Source organism: Kitasatospora sp. MAA4, assembly GCF_029893355.1.
In the GTDB taxonomy this organism is placed as follows: Bacteria; Actinomycetota; Actinomycetes; order Streptomycetales; family Streptomycetaceae; genus Kitasatospora.
In genome coordinates, this window is record NZ_JARZAI010000019.1 from 107,966 (window position 1) to 129,006 (window position 21,041).

Sequence of the window (21,041 nt, forward strand, 5' to 3'; positions counted from 1 at the left end):
CCTTCCAGGGGTGCTCAGGCAGCTTCGCGGGCCGTGGCCGTGGCCGTGGTCGTGGTCGGATCGGCGATCTCCTTCAAGTCGGCCGAGGCGAGCGCGAGTTCGTGTGCGGTCAGGTCGTCGACGAAGCAGCCGGAGCCGATGCCCACCGGCAGCGGCAGCCGCTGGCGGCCGTCGCGGTGCCGGACTGTGTCGGCGAGTGCGTCGCTCAACAGCCCGGGCTCCAGCAGGCGGTGGTGGATAGGCAGGCCCAGTCGCCGCATCAGGGACAGGATTCGGGCGCACTGCGCGGCGTCGAGCAGTCCCCTCCGCCGGGCGAGCACGGTGGTCAGCGCCATGTCGACGCAGACCGCCTCGCCGTGCAGCAGCTCGGGCAGCGCGCGCATCTCCAGGGTCGGACTGAAGGAGTGACCGTAGTCCATCGCACGTTCCAACTCCTTTTCCCAGAGGTTGGGTTGAAGCTCCTGAAGCATTCCGTGCACGGCCCGCGCCAGTACTTCGGCGCCCGTGCCGCCCTCGCCGGCCGTGCCGCCCGGTGTGCGGAACCGCTCGGCGAGCAGCCGCTCGCCGTGCAGGTCGAGGGTCTCGAAGAGGCGGCGGTCCTTGATCAGCGCGATCTTGAGGATCTCCGCCAGCCCGTTGCTCAGGTGCCGGGTATCCAGGGTGGCCAGGAACGACGGATCGAGCAGCGTTTCGACGGCCGGGTGATAGCTGCCCAGACGGTTCTTCTGCCGGCCGTAGTTCACGCCGGTCTTCGCTCCCACACCCGCGTCGACCAGGCCGATCAGGGTGGTGGGGACCCGGACGAACGGCGTGCTGCGCCGGTACAGGCTGCAGGCCAGGCCGACGATGTCGGTCAGCACGCCGCCGCCGATCGCGATCACCGGCTCACCGCGCCGGGCCAGGCCGAACCGGTCCAGCTGCTCGACCACCTGGAACACCGACTCCATGGTCTTGACCCGCTCATGGGCGAGCAGGATGCAGCACGACCAGTCGAGCCGCTGGGCCTCGCAGTAGGCGTGGATGCGCTCGCCGTACAGCTCGTGCACGCGGGCCTCGACCACCAGCAGCAGGCGCTTCCTGCGTTGCCGGCCGGGCCCTGCGGGCAGCCCTGCGGTGGCCAGCGCCGGGTTGTCCGGGGCGAGTAGCCGCGGGGCGAACCGCACCCGGTAGTCGACCGGCAGGGCGGTACGGACCGTCCAGGAGGTGACCGGCGAGCCGGTGGTGAAGAGGCCGTGGCCGCGCTGCTCGGTCGGGGCGACGGTGGTTTGCTCGGGTATCACGGGAGACTCCCTCGGTGCGGTGCGGTGCGGTGCGGTGCGGTGCGGTGCGGTGGTTCTGGTGACCACAGTCGCGATCCCGACGTCCCAGGTGCACGGGAGGACGACCTCCTCCCTGTCCCAACCGCGGCCCGGGCCCCGGGTCACCCCATCGCCTGGGCCACGGCCACGGTGACCCGGGCGAGCGGGATCGCGGCGGGCAACGGGCCCTGGCCCTGGCCCTGGCCCTGGGCCTGGGCCTGGGCCGGAGCCTGGGTCCAGGGCAGGACCGCGCGCAGGTCGGCCGCGCGGACCGGGGTGAGCAGGCTGCCGTTCGTGCAGTGCGGCTGTCCCAGGGCGTCCAGCAGCACCAGCTCCAGACCCGCCTCCAGGTCCCGCACCCACTCCGGCGCGCCGGGACCGGTCGCCCGGTGTCCGGGCAGGACTGCCGTGGGCAGACCCGCCCGGGCCAGCAGCTCCCGGTGGGCGCGTCGGCCGTCGGCGTCCAGCAGCCCGAGCCGGCCTGCCAGCCGCCCTGCGACGAGCAGCCCCAGCTCGGGCGGCGCGCCGGCGGCCCGGGCGAGCGGAGTGCCGTACTCCAGGACGGCACCCCGGCCGCGCCCGAGCGGATCGTCGTCCAGCACGGCGCTCCGGGCGTCCACGCAGAGCGCGACGAACCCGGCCAGCGTCGCCGGCTCGTACCGGCCGGCGGCGCGCAGCCGCGCGGCCACCGAGTCGAAGTGGTACGGGCAGACCGCCAGCACGTTGCGCAGCAGCGGGTACAGGCCGGACCGCTCGGCCGGCGCCGCCCGCAGCAGGCCCGGTCGGCTCCAGACCAGCGCCGGGGCCCGGAAGCAGCCGGCGTCGGCATCCCAGTGGACGGCCACGGCGGCGTCGCACATCGCCGTCAGCGTGGTCGGGACGAGCACCAGCGGCGCCGCCCCGGCCGCCTGCGCCGCCGCTCGCAGTAACCGGCTGCCGCCGACCGCGACCACCGCGGTGCCACGAGCGGGCGCAGGAACGGGCGCAGGAACGGGCGCAGGAACGCGCGTCGGCACGGGCGCCAGCTCGGGCGTGGGCGCAGGCGCCCGCACGGACTCCGTCGACTCCAGAGCGGCGAGCACCTCGGCGAGGGCATCGCCAAGCGGGTCGTCGGCCCGGAGCCCGAGCGGTGCGCGGCCCTCGGTGATCACCAGGAACCGGCGGGCGCCCAACGCGGCGAACGCCCGGGACAGCTCCTCCCGGGCGGTCCGCCCGGCGCGCCCGGCGCGGATCCGGACCGGGAAGTGGCAGGGCCCGATCCGGACCTCGCGGTCGAGCTCGGACGGTGCGGCGGAATCGGGCATCGGAACACTCCCGGGCCGGTGGCGGACGGCATGGCGTACCTGGCCACCTTGGGCGTTCCGTGATCCCGGACGCATGAGTCTGCGGACCCGACCCGTCCCAAGGGCCACCGACCCCCCGGCCCTGAGCCCCCACACCCCGGCCCCTGAGCCCCCACCAGCCGGCCCTGAGCCCCGACCTGTCATCCCCGACCCCGCCCCCGCACGGGAATTCTGCGGGCAAGGTTTCGGCGGGCACCGATCGGTGCCCGAACGGGCAACGGAAACGGCCTTGAACGGTCCGCGGTGAGGTCAGAATGATGAGGAATCAGCAACTGCTGCCGGGCCTCGGAAAATCCGTCGACCGCCCGGACCGATGCGCGGCGCGGCGATCAGGAGAGAGGGATCCACTCATGGAGGACAACCGGCCCGCGGTCTGGCTCGACGCCCTCTGCGGCGAGCTGCGGGGCCAGTGGTCCGGCACGCCGACGGTGCTCACCGCGCCCTGGTGCGGGCCGGTCCTGGATCTCTCCTGGTGCCGGACCCTGTTCGCCAGCGGCCTGCGCGCCGGGCAGGTGGCGGTCCTGCGGGGCCGGGAAATGCTGCCTACCCGGGATTTCTGCCGTCCGGGAAAGATCCGCGGAATACATTCGGTGAAATCGGCGGTGGATTCCACCGCACAGGTCGCGGACCCGATGGCGCTCATTCGGCTGCTGGAGGACGGGCACACCGTTCTGCTGCCCCGGATCGACCAGTGGAATGCCGACGTGTCCGCGATCACCGACCGCCTGGCGCGCCTGCTCGGCCGCGAGGTGGAGGCCTACCTGTCCGCGACGGCCTCCGGGACCCCGTGCCGCGACCCGCAGCGCGACGAGGCCGACGTACTGATCGTCCAGCTCAACGGCGCCCGCGGCTGGTACCTCGAACCCGACCTCGCCGGCGCGAGCCAGGGCGCCGCCCAGCTGGAGACCGAACTCACCCTGGGACGACTGCTCTACGTCCCGCGCGGTTTCGCCCGCGCGGCGACCGGCAGCGAGGGACTGTCGATCCACCTCTCGTTCGTGGTCCGCGAGATCGGCGCCCAGCAGCCGGCCGACGCCCGCCAGCGCCTGCTGAGCGCCGTCCCCACCACGCTTGCCGGTTAGGGCCTGTCCGGCCGAATGCGCCGGTCAGGACTGGGACGCGGGCTCGGGCGCGGTCGGCACCGGCTCGCCGCCGGCCCCCGCGACCGCCTCCGCGGCCTTCTCGCGCGCCTCGCGGATGTCCCGACGCAGCAGGATCCACCAGCCGACCGGGATCATCGCGCCGAACAGCCACCACTGGACGGCGTACGGCAGGTGCACGCCCTTGCCGACCACAGCGTCGTCGCCCGACTGACTGTTGTTGGACGCGCTGGGGCCCGGCACCAACTCGGCCTCGTCGGCGGCCGGCGGGGTCGGGCTGGTCGCGGTCAGCTCCAGGTACCCCGCGACCACGGGTTCGGCCAGCCGGGTGGCCTGCTCGCCGCTGTTGATCAGCATGAACTGGCGGTCGGGCATCCCGCCGCGCTGGTGGATCCCGGTCGAGGCGCTGGTCTCGTCCGGCCGCAGCCGCCCGGTCACCGTGATCTCCCCGGACGGCGCGGGCGGCACCGGCGGGTAGTCGGCCGCGCCACCGCCACTGGGCGGTGCGACCCAGCCCCGGTTCACCAGCACCGTCTCGCCCTCCGCGGTGACCAGCGGTGTCACCACGTAGAACCCCATGTCGTCGCCGGACGCGTCGGTACGCTGCCGGACCACGAACTCGTGCGCGGTGTCGTAGTGCCCCGACGCGGTGACGGTGCGGTACGTCAGGTCGCCGGGCACGGTGCCACCGGGCTTGGAGATGGCGTCCATGGCCACCGCCGGCGCCGACAGGCTGGCGTTGATGCTCCCGTTCTGCCGGTTGGTCTGCTGGTAGCGGTGAAACTGCCAGAGGCCCAGCCATGACATGGCGGGAATGAGCGCGAGGAAGACGAGGGTCAGGATCACCCACCGCCTTGTGAGCAGGATGCGGAACACCACAAGAAGGTACCTCCGATCCCCGACAGCCCCACCGCTGCCCCCACCGCTGCTCCCGGCCCTGCGCTCTCTCCGCGAGACGAGAACGAAGGGAAACAGTCGAAGATCAGGCAAGTTCGATCGAATTCGATCATCGCGCATGGTCTGTGCACGGTCGAGGAAGGGATCGGCCTGATACCGGGGGTGGGCCCGGTCGGCGTGCGGGCAGACGGGAGGCGGGCCGAGGATGTGGACTGTTGCTGTCGGGGTGCTCGGCGGGTGGGCGTGATGGGCGGGCTGGTCCCGGTCGAGGGGCGGGATGTCGAGCGGTTCGTCGAGCTGTCGGTGAAGCTGACCGGCTTCGATGCGGGGGAGTTGGGGGCGGCGGGGGTGGCCGCGGAGTATCTGTGGGTGGTGTCGCAGCAGCTCGGGGCCGAGCGGTACGAGCGGCTGGCGGATGCCCTCGACCGCCTGGAGCCGGCGGAGTTGGCGGACGAGGGGCTGCGCGAGGCGGCTCGGGCGGTCGCGCACCTGTGGTACCTGGGGGTCTGGCCGGGGATCGGGCCGGAGCAGGCGTTCGTGGCCTCGGCGCGGTCGGCCGCGCAGGGGCTGGTGTGGCGGACCATCGACGGGCAGGCGCCGGGTACGCCCGGTCCAGGGCCGGGTAGTTGGGCCCGGCCGCCGCAGGGGGCGGGGCGGTGAGCGGCATCCCGGATCAGTCGGTGGCGGAGCAGACGGGCGAGCGGTACGACGCGGTGGTGGTCGGCGCCGGCTTCGCCGGGTCGCTGGCCGCCGGGCGGCTGGCCGGGCTCGGGTGGCGGGTGCTGGTGCTGGAGGCCGGGACCGAACAGCCGGTCCAGGAGCAGCTGGACGCCTACCGCACCGCCGTCGCCAAGGTCCCCGGCTCGGCGCTCGCGCCCAACGCGGTGGTGGCCTCGCCGGACGTCCTGGACCTCGCGGGCCAGGTCGAGGGCGGCTACCGGGCCACCGGGCATTTCCTGCAGAACGGTGAACTCCCGTACGCCAGCGGCTATCTGCGCGCCAACGGCGGCAGCGGACTGGCCTGGACGGGCCTCACCCCGCGGATGCATCCCGAGGACTTCCGCACCGGCGAGTTCGGCCGCGGCCGCAGCTGGCCGATCGGCTACCACGAGCTGGAGCCGTACTACCGGGCCGCCGAGCGCGAACTCGGGGTGGCCGCCGACGTGGACGAGCAGCGCGAGCGGGTCGGGCTGCCGCTCCCGGACGGGTACGTCTTCCCGATGCGCCCGGTGCCGCCCAGCCACCTGGACCAGCTGGTGGCGGCGGCGCTGGACGGCCGGTCCGCGGTCGACCCGAACGGCGGCCCGGGCCCGGAGCAGCCCGTCGAGTTGCGCGTGGTCGGCACCCCCTCCGCGCGCGTCACGTCGCCGACCGGCGCGGACGCGGCGGCTGTCGCCGCCGGGCGCTCCGCGTGCATGGGCAGCGCGAGCTGCATCCCGGTCTGCCCGACCGGTGCCAAGTACACGCCGCTGACCACGCAGGCCCGCTGGCCCTCCGGCGTGACGCTGCGCACCCGGGCGGTGGTGAACCGGGTGCTGGTGGACGCCAACGGCCGGGCCACCGGCGTCGAGTACCAGGCGTACCGGGATCCGGCCTCGCCTCGGCACACCCGGCACACCGTGCATGCGGACGTCGTCGTGCTGGCCGCGCACGCCGTCGAGAACGCCCGGCTGCTGCTCGCCGGCGGCCTCGCCAACAGCAGTGACCAGCTGGGCCGGAACCTGATGGACCACCCGGTGCTGGTCACCTGGGGCCTGATGCCCGAGCAGGTCGGGCCGTACCGCGGCCCGGGCTCCACCTCCGGCATCGAGGGCTTCCGGTTCGGCCCGGCCCGCGCGCACCGGGCGCCGTTCCGGATCGAGATCGGCAACTGGGGCTGGGGGTGGGCCGTCGGGCCGGTGGACGCCGACGTCGCGGAGCTGCTGAACAGCGGTGACGTGGGGCTGTTCGGCAAGGAGCTGCGGCAGTCCGTGCGGGACCGGATCGGCCGCCAGGTCGCCCTCCAGTTCGAGATGGAGCAGGAGGCCGACCCCGCGAACCGGGTCACCCTGGACCACTCCCGCCGCGACCCGCTCGGCAACCCGCGCCCGGTGCTGACCTACGGGCTCTCCGACTACGTCAAGCGCGGGATGGCGACGGCCAGGGCCGTCTCCGACCAGATCTTCGCCCTGCTCGGCGCCGAGGACCACACGTCCTTCCGGCCAGGCCCCGGCATGCCGGGCTACTTCGAGTACCAGGGCGCGCCGTTCGCGTTCCGCGGCGCGGGCCACGGTGCGGGGACGCACATCATGGGCGACTCGCCGTCCGACTCGGTGGTCGACCGCTGGCAGCGCTGCTGGGACCACCCGGGCCTGTACGCGGTGGGCTGCGGCAGCATGCCGTCGGTCGGCACCTCCAACCCCTCGCTCACGATGGCGGCCCTCGCGCTGCACAGTTGCGAGCAGATCCACCGAGATCTGACGGAACGTCACCACCCGGCAGTACTGGGCACCCTGCCCGCCCGGACCCAACCCCGCTGAGGAGTCATCACTGCCATGGCCGACCCGCTGAGCCGCCCACCCGTCCCGGCGCCCTACCAACTGCCCTTCCACTACGGCGCCCTGCACAACGTCGGCCTGGACTTCCTGGTCGAGCCCGGCCCGGCACGGGAGTTGCTCGCCGAGCGTCATCCGGCCCTGACCGTGGCCGAGTTCGGCGGACGGGCCTGCGTCACCCTCAACTACCAGCTGTACTTCGCCCAGTACCCGAACGGCGGCGGCATCACCCAGGAGATCGAGTACAGCGTCATCGCCCACCCCGCCGCCGAGACGGACCGGGTCGCGGGGCTCTCCTACCGGGAGTTCGCCCACGGCCACGACCAGACGAAGCTGCTCGGTATCGCCCGCCTGCACGTGCTGTGCGACAACCCGCTGGCGATCGACGCCGGCACCAAGCTCTTCGGCGAGCCCAAGTACCCCGCCTGGTTCGAGGCGGTGATGCCCTCCCTCAACGGACCGGCCGGCGAACGCTGGGACATCACCTGCCGCAAGGCCGCCTTCACCCCGGACGGTACGGCCCTGGACCGGCACGACGAGGCGCTGTTCTCCTTCACCGCCGACCTCACCGGCCTGACCCCGACCCCGGTCAACAACACCCCGATCACCGGCTACGGCACCGACGCGGACGGCCGGGCCCTGGCCGGCCCGCTCAACGTCTACCAGCCCTACCGCCACCACACCCTGGACGCCGCCACCGCCGACCGCGTCCGGCTTCAGGTCGAGGACGGCGGCTCCGAGATCGGCCGGCACCTGACCGACCTGATCGCCGACCGGCCGGCTGCCGGCGTCTGGTCCTACCAGTCCCCGCCGGTCGCCGCCCACAACTACCCCTACTACCTCCGCTGAGGCTCAGCCCCCGGCTGACGGAAGGGTCACGGGAGCGGTCGGGCGCGGGACCGCGATGGGGTGGCACGGATCGGCCGGGGAGGAGCCGCAGGTCGGGCCGGGGGCGGGCGTCGGATGAGCGGAGCGGCGACGCGGTCGGGCTCACCATCGTGGCCGAGGCCGAGGCCGAGGCCGAGGCCGGGACGGTGGTCGGGCCGACGGGACGTGCGGAGCCCTGGCCTGATCGGACCCCCGTCCCGATCAGGCCCAGGAGGCCCGATCACGCGCAGGCGGCCCGCGCCCGCAGGCGGCGCAGCATCCGGGCGTCGTCGAAGCCCACCTCGCGCGCCGCCGCCTCCACCGTCGTGCCGTGGCTGATCAGGTGCTCGGCCCGTTCCAGCCGCAGCGTCTGCTGGTAGCGCAGCGGGGTGAGCCCGTCGGTGGCCCGGCCGAAGAGCCGGGTGAGGGTGCGTTCGCTGACGCCGGCGCAGGCCGACAGCTCCGCCAGCGACAGCGGCTCGGCGAACCGCGTGTCGATCAGGTCCTGCACCCGGTGGACGGTGTCGCTCAGGTGCGAGCGGTGCCGCAGCATCGCGCTGGCCTGCGGTTCGTCGCCGTTGCGGCGGGCGTAGACGACCATGCTGCGGGCCACTCTCGCCGCCATCGTCGGGCCGTGCCGGACGGCCAGCAGGTGCAGGGCCAGGTCGATGCCGCTGGCGATGCCGGCCGAGGTCACCACCCGGTCGTCGGAGGTGAACAGCACGTCCCGCACCACGGTCGCGCGGGGGAAGCGGGACGCCAGCGCGTCCTGGAGCTCGTGGTGCGTGGTGCACCGGCGTCCGTCCAGCAGTCCGGCCTGGCCCAGCGCCCGCGCGCCGGAGCAGACGCTGGCGACCGTACCGCCGGCGGCGTGGTGCGCGCGCAGCCGCTCGGTCGTGGCCGGGCCCAACTCCGGTCCGTCGGGCCGGATGGCGGCCCGCCAACCGGGCACCACCACCAGGTCGTCGGGGCCCAGCTCCGGCCAGTGGGTGTCGGCGGTCAGCGCCAGGCCCTGGGCGCTGGGAACCTGCTCGCGCTCGGCGACGTAGCCGAGCCGGTAGGACGGCCCGAAGTCCGCCGCCGTGCTGAACACCTGGGCCGGACCGGCCAGGTCGAGCAGGTGGACTCCGGGCACCAGGACGAACAGGACGCGGCTCACCCCTGCGACACCTCGGCCGCTTCCGCCTCCAGTTCGGCCACCGTGGCGATCCGGGCGAACCGGCCGCGCAGGACGGCCTCGGTCCGCTCGATGATCGCGTCCGTGCCGAGCTCGCCGATCGGGTTGGTCGTGGTGGCCTCGGTGACGAGGACGACCTGGTAGCCGAGGTCGCTGCCGACCCGGGTGGTGGTCTCCACGCACTGCTCCGTGCGGATACCGCAGAGCACCAGCTCGCGCACGCCCGCCTCGGTCAGCAGCTGCTGCAGGTTGGTGGTGGTGAAGGCGTTGTGGGAGGTCTTGCGGACCACCGGCTCTCCGGGCTCGGGCTGCTCCAGCTCGTCCAGCGGTCGGACGTGCCCGAGGGCCGGGTCGAACACGCCACCGGTGCCCGGTTCGGTGTGCAGCACCCAGATGACCTTGTCGCCGTTGGCACGGGCGAGGCGGACCAGCCGGTTGACCGGCTCGGCGATCTTCGGATTGGCGGTCTGCTCCCACTGGGGCATCGCACGGAAGGATTCCTGGACATCGATGACGATCAGCGCTCGGTTCATGTCTCCGAGTATGACCAGCGGCGATACCGCCGCGGCAGGCACGATCCAGGCCGGCACCGGAACGATCCGGTCACCGCCTCGCGGCCCGACCGCCCGGCTGGCGCTCCCGGGCGGTCGGTGGGGCAGGACGGTCAGGGTGCCGAGTCCGGCACGTCGGTGCTCTTGGCGTAGGCCTGGATCGGCGTCATCCCGACGCCGTTCAGCTTGACCGTGTAGTCGTGGCTGACCTGGGCGCACTTGCTGCTGTCGTCGGCGGTCGCCGCGCTGGCGTTGCTCAGGGCGGCCTGGGTGTCGACGGGGGCGGGTGCCGCCGCGGCTCCGCCGGACGAGGCCGCGGCGCCGCTGAACGTGGTCCCGCTGGTCCAGTCGGCGCCGATGGTCAGCGTGACGCCGGGGCCCTCGCCGGGGACGACGGCGGAGGCCGGCAGGCCGACCGCGGCGGCCACCCCCTGGGCGTCGGCCTGGTGGCCGGCGGCGTAGCCGACGGTGGACGTCGCCGCGTCGGGTCCGCTGGCCTGGGTGGTCTTCGAGCTGTAGCCCTTGGCGATCAGCGCCGCGGCGACGGCGGCGGCGCGGCCGGTGACCTTGCTGCCGTTCTTGACGTGGACGGCGACCTCGCCGATCGGGGCTCCGGCCGGTGCGGCGGGTGTGGGGGCGGCGGGGGCGGCGGGTGCCGGTGCGGCGGCGGCGGTGGCCTGGGCGGCGGCGCTGGACTTGTCGCCGCTGCCGGTGGTGAGTGACTGGTCGTTGCTGATGGCGTCGAAGAGGTTCTTGGCGGCGGGGGCGACGACGACGCGGGCGGCGTCCTTGGGGTCGGGGAGGTTCTGCATGGTGGTGAAGGTGATCCGGTCGGCGGGGACCTTGTTGAGGTCGTCGGCGAGGCCGACCAGCTGGGGGATGCCGCTGAGGCCGGTGTCGACGGTCAGTGCCTTGGTGGCGGCGTTGGCCAGTGAGTAGACGGCGGTGGGGTCGGCCAGGGTGCCGGCGCTCTTGAGCTGGCGGACCATGGCGCCGATGAACATGTGCTGGGAGACGGTGCGGCCCAGGTCGCTGCCGTCGCCGAAGCCGTGGCGGGAGCGGACGAACATCAGGGCGGCCATGCCCTTGAGGGTGTGGGTGCCGGCCTTGAGCTTGAGGTGGGAGTCGGGGTCGTAGACGTTGTCGCTGACGCAGATCGGCACGCCGCCGACCGCGTCGGACATCTGCACGACGCCGGTGAAGTCGACGGTGATGAAGTGGTCGATCGGGATCCCGGTGAGCTGGTGGACGGCGGCCACGGTGCAGCCGGGGCCGTAGTCCAGGGTGCTGTTGATCTGGCCGTACTGGGCCTTCATGTTGGTGTGGTGCTGGGTGTCGGTGCAGGCCGGCAGCTGGGTCATGGTGTCGCGGGGGACGCTCATGACGGTGGCGTTGCTGCGGTCGGCGGAGACGTGCAGGACCATCTCGACGTCGGCGTTGGCGCCGGGGCCGCAGTCGCCGCCGATCGCGCAGTCGGCGGCGTTGTCGCGGCTGTCCGAGCCGATCACCAGGATGTTGAGCGGGGTGCGGCCGAAGGCGTCCGGCTTCTCGTGGCCGGCGTCGCCCGTGGTGCCGGCGAACAGCGCGGAGCTCTTGATGTTCCCGCTCAGCTTCTCGTACACGAACGCGCCGACGCCCGCGGTCACCAGCACCACACCCGCGCTGGTGAAGGCGAGGACCCGCAGCGCCCGGCGGGGCTTCTTGCGGCCCTTGCCGCTCGCGGCCTTGCGGGCTGCCGCCCGGCCACCGCCTGCCGCCCCGCCGCCCGCTGCTCGGCCACCGGCGGCGGGTGGGGGCGGGGTGGACGCCGCGAGGCGGCGTCCGCGTCGGCCTTCTCCGGACGTGTCCAGCTGTATATCGGTCATGCCCGGGTGTCCTCGTTCCTCGACCGGTCGCCACCAGCGTGCGTAGTTGCGCAACCTAGCAAGTGTGCTCGTCGGATCGCACAGCGGCCCCGTCTCTCGCGCGCGGAGGGTGGTGCGAACCGTGCCCGGCGGCTTGCGACACGCCGTCCCGGAAGAGTGGGTTTTGCGCCATAAGCCCGTCGCGACGGGTCGAGCGGCCGGGTCCGCGCGGACCGGTCGGCGGTACGCGACTAGCGGTCATGGACATGCCCGTGGCCTAGGCATACCGGCGGTCCGCGCACGCCGTCCGCCCGCGGCGCACGGTCCGCGGCGGGCCGGCGGGCGAGCGGAACTCGGACATCGCGCCGTCGCTCCCGGAAATCACCCTCTGGTCGACCCGGCTGACCCTGCGTTAGGTTCGTCCCGTCGCCGCAGCACCAGGCCTCACCACAGGATCGCGCCCCGGACGTCTCTCGGGCGCCCCGGCCTGGTGCGGCGGTCAGATCGGAACACCGGGTTCTGCTGCGAACCCGGGCGGCGCCCACCCGGCGGAGGCCGGGGGCGCCGATGGGGGATCCACAGGAACATCCGCAAGCGGGCAGCCCCGCGACTGCGGCTTGTCTTTCCGAGGCACGAGCGAGCGCGCGTGCCTCTCTCCGTGGAGGAAACCACATGGGCTTGAGAAATCGATGGGCCGCTGCGCTGACCGCGGCCGGACTCCTGGCACTGGGGGCACCGACCGCGCTGGCGCACGCGGACACCGCCGCACCGTTCCGTACCGACCTTCGGGTGCTGGTCGTGGACGACGGCGGGCCCACGGTGGCGGCCATCACCGCCGAGCTGATCGGCGAGGGCATCCCGTACACCACGGTGCTGGTCTCGAACGCGAACCGGCCGGTCGTCAACGCCGCCTTCCTGACCGGCACCGCGCCGGACGGGACGGTCGAGGCCAAGTACCAGGCGGTGGTGCTCTCCAGCGCCAACGCGCTGGGCACCGGCAGCGCCGAGACGAACGCGCTGAACAGCTACGAGCAGGCCTACGGCGTCCGCCAGGTCGACGCCAACACCTATCCGCAGCCGGCCGTCGGCCTCAACTGGCCGCAGAACCCGGGCTATCTGGGCCAGTTGGACGGGATGACCGGCCAGGTCACCGCGGCCGGCACGGCAGGTGCCTTCGGCTACCTCAAGGGCGCCGTCCCGTTCGAGGACAACAACCCGAACGTGATCGAGAGTTACGGCTTCCTCTCCACCCCGCTGGCCACCCAGGCGACCGGCGCCGGCTTCACGCCCCTGGTCACCATGACGATTCCCGGGACGACCGCCGCCGGCAGCCTGCTGGGTGTCTACCACCACGACGGCCACGACGAGTTGGTCACCACCTTCGCCTTCAACCAGTACCAGCAGCAGTGGCGGCTGCTGGCCCGCGGAGTGGTCGACTGGATGACCCAGGGTGTCCACCTCGGCTACGACCGCGACTACCTGTCGGTCCACGTCGACGACACGCTGCTCAGCGACAGCCGGTGGAGCATCACCCACAAGTGCACCCAGGGCGAGGCGGGTTGCACGCCCGACGCCGGCAGCCCGGACGGCGTTCCGATCCGGATGACGGCCGCCGACGTGGACTACGCCAAGCAGTGGGAGGCCGCCAACAACCTCACGCTGGACCTGGCGGTCGACGGCAGCGGCAGCGACGCCGTCGTCAACGCGGTCGGGACCGACCCGGTCGAGCAGGAGTTCGCGGCCAACGCCGGCGCGTTCCGCTGGCTCAACGGGACGTACGGCCGTGGCTTCCTCGGCTGCGTGCAGAACGTGACCGTGGTGCCGTGGGTGTGCAGCACCGACACCACCGGCGCGACCCAGTGGACCAGCCAGGCGACCGTCACGGCGGCGGCGCAGACCAACCTCACCTGGGCGCAGGGCAAGGGCATCCCGGTCGACCCGAGCACGCTGGTCACCAACCAGAGCTCCGGCCTGGCCGTCCTGCCCCAGCAGACCCAGGACAACCCGAATCTGGCCCCCGCGCTCACCGCGCTCGGGATCACCTCGCTGGCCTCCAACGGCTCCGCGGAGTCCGCCGCTCGCCAGGTCGGGTCGGCACTGACCGTGCCGCGCCACCAGATCGACGTCTACTACAACGCCGCCACCGCGGCCGCGGAGACCGACGAGTACAACTGGCTCTACACCGCCACCGCGCAGGGCGGCAGCGGGATCTGCAGCTCGGCCGGCTCCACCTGCCTGGCCGCGCCGCTGGACGAGACCACCGGCTACCAGAGCACCATCGTGCCGACCGAGGCGCGGATCGCGATGCAGCGGGTGCTCGGCAACGACCCGACGCCGGAGGTGCTGCACCAGTCCAACTTCGCCGAGGACCGGATCGCCTACCCGGTGCTCAACCAGATCCTGGCCACCCACCAGGGCCTGCTCAACGCCGACACCCCGCTGGTCAACCTGTCGATGAAGGACATCACCACCCAGCTGCAGAACCAGGCGGCGTGGAACGCGGCGCTGGCGGCCGGGACCGTGACGGCCTACCAGATCGGCTCGACCGTGACCGTCTCGGCGCCCAGTGGGCTCCAGGTCCCGGTGACCGCGCCGAACGGCGCCGTCCAGGTGCACCAGGCCGGTACCACCACCCCGGCTCCGGCCGCCACGCCGGCCGGTTCGGCCTACGCCGGTGAGCTCTCCGGCTGGCTGACCGCCGACGCGGGGCAGACCGCGGTGAGCGTGCAGACCGTCGCCGCCCCGGCCCCGGCCCCGGCGGCCCTCGCGAGCGGTCGCACCCGGTCGCCCGCAGCCGCCGGTGGCGTGACGGTGGCCGCCCGGCCGCTTGAGCCCGCCGGGATCGCCACCCCGGTGCCGTACGGACCGGACGACACCGCGCGCCTGGCGGCCGCCCGCCGCTAGCGCCCGCAACCGGTGGGGGACGGCAGCCGATCGGGCCGCCGTCCCCCACCTGCGTGCCTCGATCGACTCATCGGGCGCCGGGGTCTGGCTCGGGGTGAGCGTCGAGAGAGCGGTGGGCTCGCCGACCGGTCCGGCGGGATCGACTGGGCCGCGGCCGACACCGAGTCCTACCGGCCGCTCGCCGCAGGCCTGCTCGCTCTGGCGCTGGCCGAACAGCTGGACCTGCACGAGCGGTTGATCGCCTGACGGTGAATCAGCCAAGAGCCCGTCGGCCAACTGCCGCGCCCGGGGCCGGCCGGAGTGGGCGGCGGCTCAGGTCGATCAGCGGCTGAAGCGTCGCATCGGGCGCCTCATCGGGTGACGGGGTCGGGCTCGGGGTGAGCGTCGAGAGGGCGGTGGGCTCGCCGGCCGGTCCGGCGGAGCCGGCCCGGGACAGGCCCAGCAGGACCCTGATCTCGGTCAGCAGCGGGACGTCGTACGGCAGTTGCCAGGGGTCGACCTGGTCGGGCCGGCTCGGGTAGCCGCCGTCCGGCGCCCGGTGGCCGACCAGGTGGTCCAGTGCGCGCCGCAGGGCGGGGTGGGTGGCGCGGTCGGCGTGTACGGCGGGGGAGAGGCCGAGCGCGATCGCCCCGCCGGCGGTGCTGACCGGATCACTGGGATCCTCGGGTCGGCGGCCCCAACCGCCGTCCTGGGCTTGCGTTTCGGCGAGCCAGTCGACGGCCCGCAGCCTGGCGGCAGCGGCGAGCGTGGCCGTTGCGTCGGCCGCGGCATCGGCCGTGGCATTGGCCGTCGCGGCGGACTCGGGGGCGAGGGCGAGTACGGCGTGCAGGACGGCCTCGGTGGCGCTGCCGTTGCGGCTGCGCCCGAAGGAGCCGTCCGCCTGCTGGCGGGCGAGGACGAAGCGCCGCGCCTGCGCGATGGTCCGCTGGTGGGCGGGGTCGGGGGCGAGCGCGGTGACGGCGGCCGCGGTGGTGGCGAGTTCGGACGGTGTGCCGCGGGTGGTGGCGGGGAAGCCGCCGTCCGGGTTGCGCCGGGCGATCAGGTGCTCCTCGGCGGCGGTGATCGTCCCGCGGTGGCGGCCGGGCGCGACGCTGCGCAGGAACTCGATGCAGCGTGCGGTGGTCTCCACGTCGCTCTGGGCCATGCCCGGGTGGTGGCCGAAGCCGCCGTCCGGGTTCTGCTGGGCGGCCAACGCGTCGGCCAGTACACCCGGTTGCGGACCTGGCCAGCGGGCAGCGAGCAGCGCGAGGCCGCCTGCGGCGGCGGCGAGGACGTCCGTGCCGGTGATGAACGGCAGTCCGCCGTCGGGTCGTTGGGCGGCGGCGAGGTCGGGCAGGGCGCGTCGTACGGCCGGGCGGTAGGCGGGGTTGCGGCGCAGCGCGAGCAGGCCGAGCAGCCGGGCCAGCTGGTTGCCCTCCGCGGCCGGGCCCGGTCGGCAGGCCGGTGCGAGGGCGGCCCAGTCCTGCCCGGTGACCGCGCGCGGGGTGCCGGAGCTGTGGGCGGCCAGCACCCGGACCGCCGTCAGCTCCGCCGTCCGCCCCGGCAGCGGCGCTACGCGCGGGTCCAGCCCGCCGAACTCGGCCGCTCCGATCCGCGGCAGGTCGCCGACGCCGAGTTCGGCCAGCACGGTCCGGAGCATCAGGGACTCCGGTCCGGCCCCGAGCACCGGCCCGAACCCGGGCGGGGCGCCGCCGCCCGGCGCGCTCCCGCCCAGCACGGCCCGGGCGATCGCGCGTTGCGCGAGGTCCGACGGGTGCGCGGTCCGCACGAAGTGCCGCAGGCGCTCGGCCGCCGCGGGCTCGGCCTGTTCCAGGGTCAGCAGGTGCAGCGCCAGCGCGGACTCCAGCAGCCGGCTCTCGCAGGGCGCCGCGAGCAGCCCGTCGGCGCCCATCCGGGCGGCGATCCGCTGGGCCAGCAGGTCGCGGCAGCACAGCACCCCGGCGTCGGCGGGCAGCCCGCGCCGGGCGCCGGGCACGGGCAGCAGCGCCGGACGGGTCATCGGGCCCACCCGCTCGGGGCGACTCCGCCCGGGGCCCCTCCGCTCGTGGCCTCTGCGGGGCGCCTCGCCCGGCGCGGACCGGGCCGGATGCCGTGCTCCTGCGCCATCCCCTCGGCCACCCGCTCCCGTCGCTCCGTGCGCGCACCGCCGCGCATGACATCGCGGAGCGTAGCGCATCGGGAACTCTGCGTGAAACCGGGTGCGGGGGGCCCGCCACGGGCCTGCGCCGCGTCGCTCAGGCAGCTCGTCGGGTGCTTGTGCTGGTGCGGGCGCGGGTCGGCAGGGTCGTCCCCAGCGCCAGGACGGCGAAGGCCAGCAGCGTCAGGACCGCCGTACGGGCGCCCGCGTCCCCCGGGACCAGGTGCAGGGCGAGCGTGACCGCCGCGACACCGATCGCGGTGCCCAGGCCGCGGGTCATGTTGACCATGCCGCCGCCGGTCCCGGCCGAGGTGGTCGGGATGGCCTTCATCACCAGGGCGTTGTTGGCCGGGACGAAGGTGCCCAGCGCCAGCCCGAGCAGCGCGAGCGGGTAGGGCAGCACGGCGGCCTGCTGCGGCACCAGCGCGAGCAGCGCCAGCGCCGCCACGCAGCCCGCTGCGCCGGCCCGGCAGCGCAGGGTGTCGCCCCAGCCGCGCGGCAGCACGCGCTCGGCACAGGTCGCGGCGACGGCGAAGCCGACCGGGAGCGCCGTCAGCACCAGGCCGACGGCCAGCGCCGAACTCCCGTGCCGGGTGAGCGCGGCCGGGACCAGCACGAGCGGGCCGAACAGCACCAGGTAGCCGCAGAGCCCGGCCACCAGGCCGGGGCCGATCCGGCCGGTGCGCAGCAGTCGCAGGTCGACCAGCGGGTGCGCGCTGCGGGTCTGGCGGCGGGCGAACGCCCAGCCGGCGCCGACGGAGAGGACGGCCAGCGCCGCCGCGGTCCAGCCGGGCAGGCCGAGCCCGGAGGCGACGGAGAGCGCGAGCAGCGCGCAGGTGGTGGCCGCGGCGAGCAGCGCTACGCCGATCGTGTCGATCCGGGTCGAGCGCACGCAGTCGCGGGTGCGGGGCAGCAGATAGTGGCCGGCGACCAGGGCGACGATGCCGATCGGCACGTTCACTCCGAAGACCCAGCGCCAGCCGAGGGTGGCCACCAGCGCTCCGCCGACGGTCGGACCGAGCGCCAGCCCGACGGCCTGGCCGGCGGCCTGGATCCCGAGCGCCGCGCGCATCCTGCCCGGCGGGGCGCTGGTGGTGACCAGCGCGACGCTGTTGGCCTGCATCATCGCCGCGCCGAGGGCCTGGACGACCCGGAAGACGACCAGCAGCGTCAGGCTGGGCGCCAGCCCGCAGGCGGCGGAGGCCGCGGTGAACACGGCGAAGCCGTAGAGGTACATCAGCTTGCGGCCGTGCACGTCGGAGAGCCGCCCGACCGGCACCAGCAGGGCGACCAGGGTCAGCAGGTAGGCCAGCGAGACCCACTCGACGCCGGCCGGTGTGGAGTGGAACTCGGTGCGCAGCGGCCGGTAGGTCAGCGTGACGATGCTGGCGTCCAGTTGGCCCATGAAGGCGCCGAAGCAGACGGTGGCCACCGCCAGCCGCCAGGCCAGTGGGTGCTCCCGGATCAGGTCGGGGCGCGGCCGCTCGGTGGTCAGCAGGGTACGCATGCGGGGCGCGGCCGCGACGGCGCCGGTGGGGGTGCCAAAGGCACCGGAGGTGCTGCGTCGGTTCACATGCTGAGATTACATCGCACTTCGACATATTCGTACGGCGATGTAATCGCTGGCAGATTAGTTCTGCAAGAAAGAAATCATGCCGGAACGCGAGCCGCCGCCGTCAGCTTGCGTCAGCCCCGCGCCGCCCGCGACTCGAAAACCGCCGACAGAGCTCCCCGCAGATCCTCGACGCCGCGGAAGTGCACCGCGCCCATGCCCACCTCGCGCGCCGCGAGGACGTTGTCGAGGCTGTCGTCGACGAACAGGCAGCGCTCCACCGCGACGCCGACCCGTTCGGCGGCGATCCGATAGATCCGCGGATCGGGCTTCGCGACGCCGGCGCGGGCGGTGTTCACCACGACGTCCGCCAGGGCGGCCAGGCCCTGCCGGTCGAGATCCTGCTCCAGTCGGGTGGTCGCGTTGGAGAGCAGCGCAAGGGTGGTGGTGCGGCGGGCGCGGGTGAGCAGGTCCACCACCTCCTGGTCGACCCGCGGCTGCATCGCGGACCAGGCCGCGACGGCTGCGCCGGCGCGATCGGCGGACCCGCAGCTCGCGGTGAGGTCCGCGACCACGGCGGCCCGCCACTGATCGTCGGTGACCGCGCCGGTGATCGCCGGTTGCAGCCGGTGGGGCGCGAAGGCCGCCCCCAGGACCGCCCCCGCCGCGAACCCGTGGTCGCGCTCGACCTCGTCCATGGCCGGCCAGTGCCGCAGCACCCCGTCGAGGTCGCAGAGCACCGCGTCGTACTTGCGGGAACGGTCGGACACCACTCACTCTCCCAGTTGTCCGCCGTGCGGCGGCTCTTGACGGTCGAGGGTGTCGTCAGTACGGTCCCGGGTCAAGTAAGGAAAGTTAACTAACAGTTGAGGAGCCCGGCATGGACCGACGACACCTCCATCGCCCCACCGCGCTGACGGCGCTCGCCGTCGGCGGCGGCCTCGTGCTCGCGGTCCTCCCGTACGCGGCGGTGCCGGCCCACGCCGCGACCACCGCTCAACTCCGCACCGACCAGGTGGGATACGCGACGGGCGAGAGCAAGATCGGCTACCTGATGGCCTCCGGGGCGCTCTCGGGGGAGACCTACAAGGTGGTGAACGCGGCGGGCGCCACGGTCGCGAGCGGAACGGTGGGCAGCGCCAGTCGCGGATCCTGGAACTCGGCGTACCCGGACGTCTATCCCATCGACTTCTCGGGCGTCACGGCCACGGGGAGCTACCACCTGGTCGTCGGCGGGCCGGTCACGGCGAGCTCGGACACCTTCCGGATCGAGAGCGCGGCCGCGCTCTACGGCACGCTGGTCTCCGACGGCGTCAACTTCTACCAGAACCAGCGCGACGGTTCGAACGTCATCGCCGGGGCACTGAACCGCCGGCCCTCGCACCTGAACGACGCCGCCGCGAGCGTCTACCAGACGCCGAGCTTCCAGTCCGGCGGCAACGGCGACATCATCAACGGCTCCTCGCTGACGAAGATCGGCGGACCGGTGGACGTCAGCGGCGGCTGGTTCGACGCCGGCGACTACCTCAAGTTCACCTTCACCACCTCCTACGCCGACGACCTGCTCTACGCCTCCGCCCGGGCGCTCGGCGGCGCGGCCCCCGCCGCCCTCTCCGCCGAGGCCCGGTACGGCAGCAGCTGGCTGAACAAGATGTGGAACCCGTCCACCAAGACGCTCTACCTCCAGGTCGGGATCGGCAGCGGCAACGCCAGTGGCAGCTTCCTCGGCGACCACGACCTGTGGCGGCTGCCGCAGGCCGACGACTCCGACACCGCGAGCGCCGACCGGTACGCCGCCGCGCACCGCCCGGTCTTCGAGGCCGCGGCGCCCGGCACCAAGATCGCCCCCGACCTGGTGGGCCGGGTCGCCGCCTCCTTCGCGCTCGCCGCGCAGGCCGAGGCCGCGACCGACCCGGCCGGCGCCGCCGCCGAACTGGCCGACGCCACCTCGCTCTACGCGATGGCGAACACCAGTCCGTCGGCCACCCTGGAGTCCGCGGCGCCCGCCGCGTACTACCCGGAGAGCATCTGGCACGACGCGATGGAACTGGGCGCCACCGAGATCGCCCTCGCCCAGCAGGCCCTCGGCGAGCCCGCCGCCACCTACACCCCCTACCTCACCCAGGCCGCCACCTGGGCCGCCGACTACCTCAAGAGCGACGCAGGCAAGGACACCCTCAACCTCTACGACGTCAGCGCCCTCGCACACGCCGACCTGGTCACCGCGCTCGCCAAGGCCGCCAACACGTCCGGACTCGCGGTCACCAGCGCCGAGTTGGTCGCCGACCTCAAGGCCCAGGTCGCCTCGGCCGCCAAGGTAGCGGCCTCGGACGTCTTCCGCGAGGGCGGCAACTACGCCTCCTTCGACGTGGATTCGCACACCTTCGGCTTCATCTCCACCGAGGCGCTCTACCAGAAGGCCAGCGGCGACACCCAGTTCGCCGCCTTCGCCTCCCAGCAGCGCAACTGGCTGATGGGAGGCAATGCCTGGGGGACGAGCTTCATGGTGGGCGCCGGGACGACCTTCCCCGACTGCATGGGCTCCCAACTCCCCAACCTCTCCGGCTCGCTCAACGGCGCCGCACCCGTGGACACCGGAGCAGTGGTCAACGGCCCCAACGGCACAGGCAACTTCAGCGGCGGCCTGGGCAGTCTGCAGGGCGGCATGAAGAAGTGCGAGAGGGACGCGTTCACGGCCTTCACCGGTCACGGCGCCGAGTACGTCGACGACGTCCGCTCCTGGCAGAGCAGCGAGCCCGCGCTCGACATGACCGGCAGCGCGATCCTCGCGGGCGCCGTGCAGGCCTCACTCGGCGACACCGCACGGCGGTGAGTTC

General features: G+C 73.7%; 16 protein-coding genes. 7 read left to right on the forward strand and 9 right to left on the reverse strand.

Going from position 1 to position 21,041, the window contains the following annotated elements:
* Positions 1-14: 14 nt before the first annotated feature.
* The gene (locus P3T37_RS24745; protein WP_280726030.1) at positions 15-1,280 is read right to left on the reverse strand and encodes a sedoheptulose 7-phosphate cyclase; all 1,266 of its coding nucleotides are present in this window, start codon (positions 1,278-1,280) and stop codon (positions 15-17) included.
* A 140-nt stretch (positions 1,281-1,420) separates the two neighbouring features.
* Entirely contained in the window at positions 1,421-2,602 is a 1,182-nt protein-coding gene (locus P3T37_RS24750) for a hypothetical protein (RefSeq protein ID WP_280726031.1), read from the reverse strand.
* A gap of 389 nt (positions 2,603-2,991) precedes the next feature.
* Between P3T37_RS24750 and P3T37_RS24755 the strand changes: the two genes are divergently transcribed.
* A complete protein-coding gene (locus tag P3T37_RS24755) occupies positions 2,992-3,723 on the forward strand; it encodes a cupin domain-containing protein (RefSeq protein ID WP_280726032.1) in 732 nt (243 codons plus the stop codon).
* 24 nt (positions 3,724-3,747) lie between these two features.
* On the opposite strand, the gene P3T37_RS24760 is transcribed toward P3T37_RS24755, so the two are convergent.
* Positions 3,748-4,587, reverse strand: coding sequence for an SURF1 family protein (locus P3T37_RS24760; protein WP_280726033.1), 840 nt, complete (start codon positions 4,585-4,587; stop codon positions 3,748-3,750).
* A 297-nt stretch (positions 4,588-4,884) separates the two neighbouring features.
* Here P3T37_RS24760 and P3T37_RS24765 point away from each other — a divergent pair, with 297 nt between their 5' ends.
* The 3 genes from P3T37_RS24765 to P3T37_RS24775 are packed head-to-tail and all read left to right on the forward strand — an operon-like array spanning position 4,885 to position 8,021.
* Entirely contained in the window at positions 4,885-5,298 is a 414-nt protein-coding gene (locus P3T37_RS24765) for a hypothetical protein (RefSeq protein ID WP_280726086.1), read from the forward strand.
* Positions 5,299-5,318: 20 nt separating this feature from the next.
* Positions 5,319-7,157 carry a GMC family oxidoreductase gene (locus tag P3T37_RS24770; protein ID WP_280726034.1) on the forward strand — a complete coding sequence of 613 codons (1,839 nt, stop codon included), beginning with the start codon at positions 5,319-5,321 and terminating at the stop codon, positions 7,155-7,157.
* 15 nt (positions 7,158-7,172) lie between these two features.
* On the forward strand, positions 7,173-8,021 hold the full coding sequence (locus tag P3T37_RS24775; RefSeq protein WP_280726035.1) for a hypothetical protein: 849 nt from the start codon (positions 7,173-7,175) through the stop codon (positions 8,019-8,021).
* A 259-nt stretch (positions 8,022-8,280) separates the two neighbouring features.
* Here the strand turns inward: P3T37_RS24775 and P3T37_RS24780 are convergent, their stop codons facing one another.
* The 3 genes from P3T37_RS24780 to P3T37_RS24790 all read right to left on the reverse strand — a co-directional run bounded on the left by P3T37_RS24780 (position 8,281) and on the right by P3T37_RS24790 (position 11,632).
* Complete coding sequence (locus P3T37_RS24780) at positions 8,281-9,198, reverse strand: DJ-1/PfpI family protein (protein ID WP_280726036.1); 918 nt, start codon at positions 9,196-9,198, stop codon at positions 8,281-8,283.
* On the reverse strand, positions 9,195-9,749 hold the full coding sequence (locus P3T37_RS24785; protein WP_280726037.1) for an isochorismatase family protein: 555 nt from the start codon (positions 9,747-9,749) through the stop codon (positions 9,195-9,197). Before P3T37_RS24785 ends, P3T37_RS24780 begins: the two co-directional genes overlap by 4 nt.
* A 131-nt stretch (positions 9,750-9,880) precedes the next feature.
* Positions 9,881-11,632, reverse strand: a complete 1,752-nt coding sequence (locus P3T37_RS24790) for an LCP family protein (RefSeq protein ID WP_280726038.1) — start codon at positions 11,630-11,632, stop codon at positions 9,881-9,883.
* A 657-nt stretch (positions 11,633-12,289) separates the two neighbouring features.
* On the opposite strand from P3T37_RS24790, the gene P3T37_RS24795 reads away from it, so the two are divergent.
* Both P3T37_RS24795 and P3T37_RS24800 read left to right on the forward strand, forming a co-directional pair.
* Positions 12,290-14,515 carry a hypothetical protein gene (locus tag P3T37_RS24795; protein WP_280726039.1) on the forward strand — a complete coding sequence of 742 codons (2,226 nt, stop codon included), beginning with the start codon at positions 12,290-12,292 and terminating at the stop codon, positions 14,513-14,515.
* A gap of 12 nt (positions 14,516-14,527) precedes the next feature.
* Entirely contained in the window at positions 14,528-14,761 is a 234-nt protein-coding gene (locus P3T37_RS24800; RefSeq protein WP_280726040.1) for a hypothetical protein, read from the forward strand.
* 7 nt (positions 14,762-14,768) lie between these two features.
* Here the strand turns inward: P3T37_RS24800 and P3T37_RS24805 are convergent, their stop codons facing one another.
* The 3 genes from P3T37_RS24805 to P3T37_RS24815 all read right to left on the reverse strand — a co-directional run bounded on the left by P3T37_RS24805 (position 14,769) and on the right by P3T37_RS24815 (position 18,974).
* On the reverse strand, positions 14,769-16,514 hold the full coding sequence (locus P3T37_RS24805; protein ID WP_280726041.1) for a terpene cyclase/mutase family protein: 1,746 nt from the start codon (positions 16,512-16,514) through the stop codon (positions 14,769-14,771).
* A gap of 235 nt (positions 16,515-16,749) precedes the next feature.
* Positions 16,750-18,159 (reverse strand): MFS transporter, encoded by a 1,410-nt coding sequence (locus tag P3T37_RS24810; protein WP_280726087.1) that lies wholly within the window; start codon positions 18,157-18,159, stop codon positions 16,750-16,752.
* Positions 18,160-18,338: 179 nt separating this feature from the next.
* On the reverse strand, positions 18,339-18,974 hold the full coding sequence (locus tag P3T37_RS24815; RefSeq protein WP_280726042.1) for an HAD-IA family hydrolase: 636 nt from the start codon (positions 18,972-18,974) through the stop codon (positions 18,339-18,341).
* 110 nt (positions 18,975-19,084) lie between these two features.
* On the opposite strand from P3T37_RS24815, the gene P3T37_RS24820 reads away from it, so the two are divergent.
* Positions 19,085-21,037, forward strand: coding sequence for a glycoside hydrolase family 9 protein (locus P3T37_RS24820; protein ID WP_280726043.1), 1,953 nt, complete (start codon positions 19,085-19,087; stop codon positions 21,035-21,037).
* Positions 21,038-21,041 lie beyond the last annotated feature (4 nt).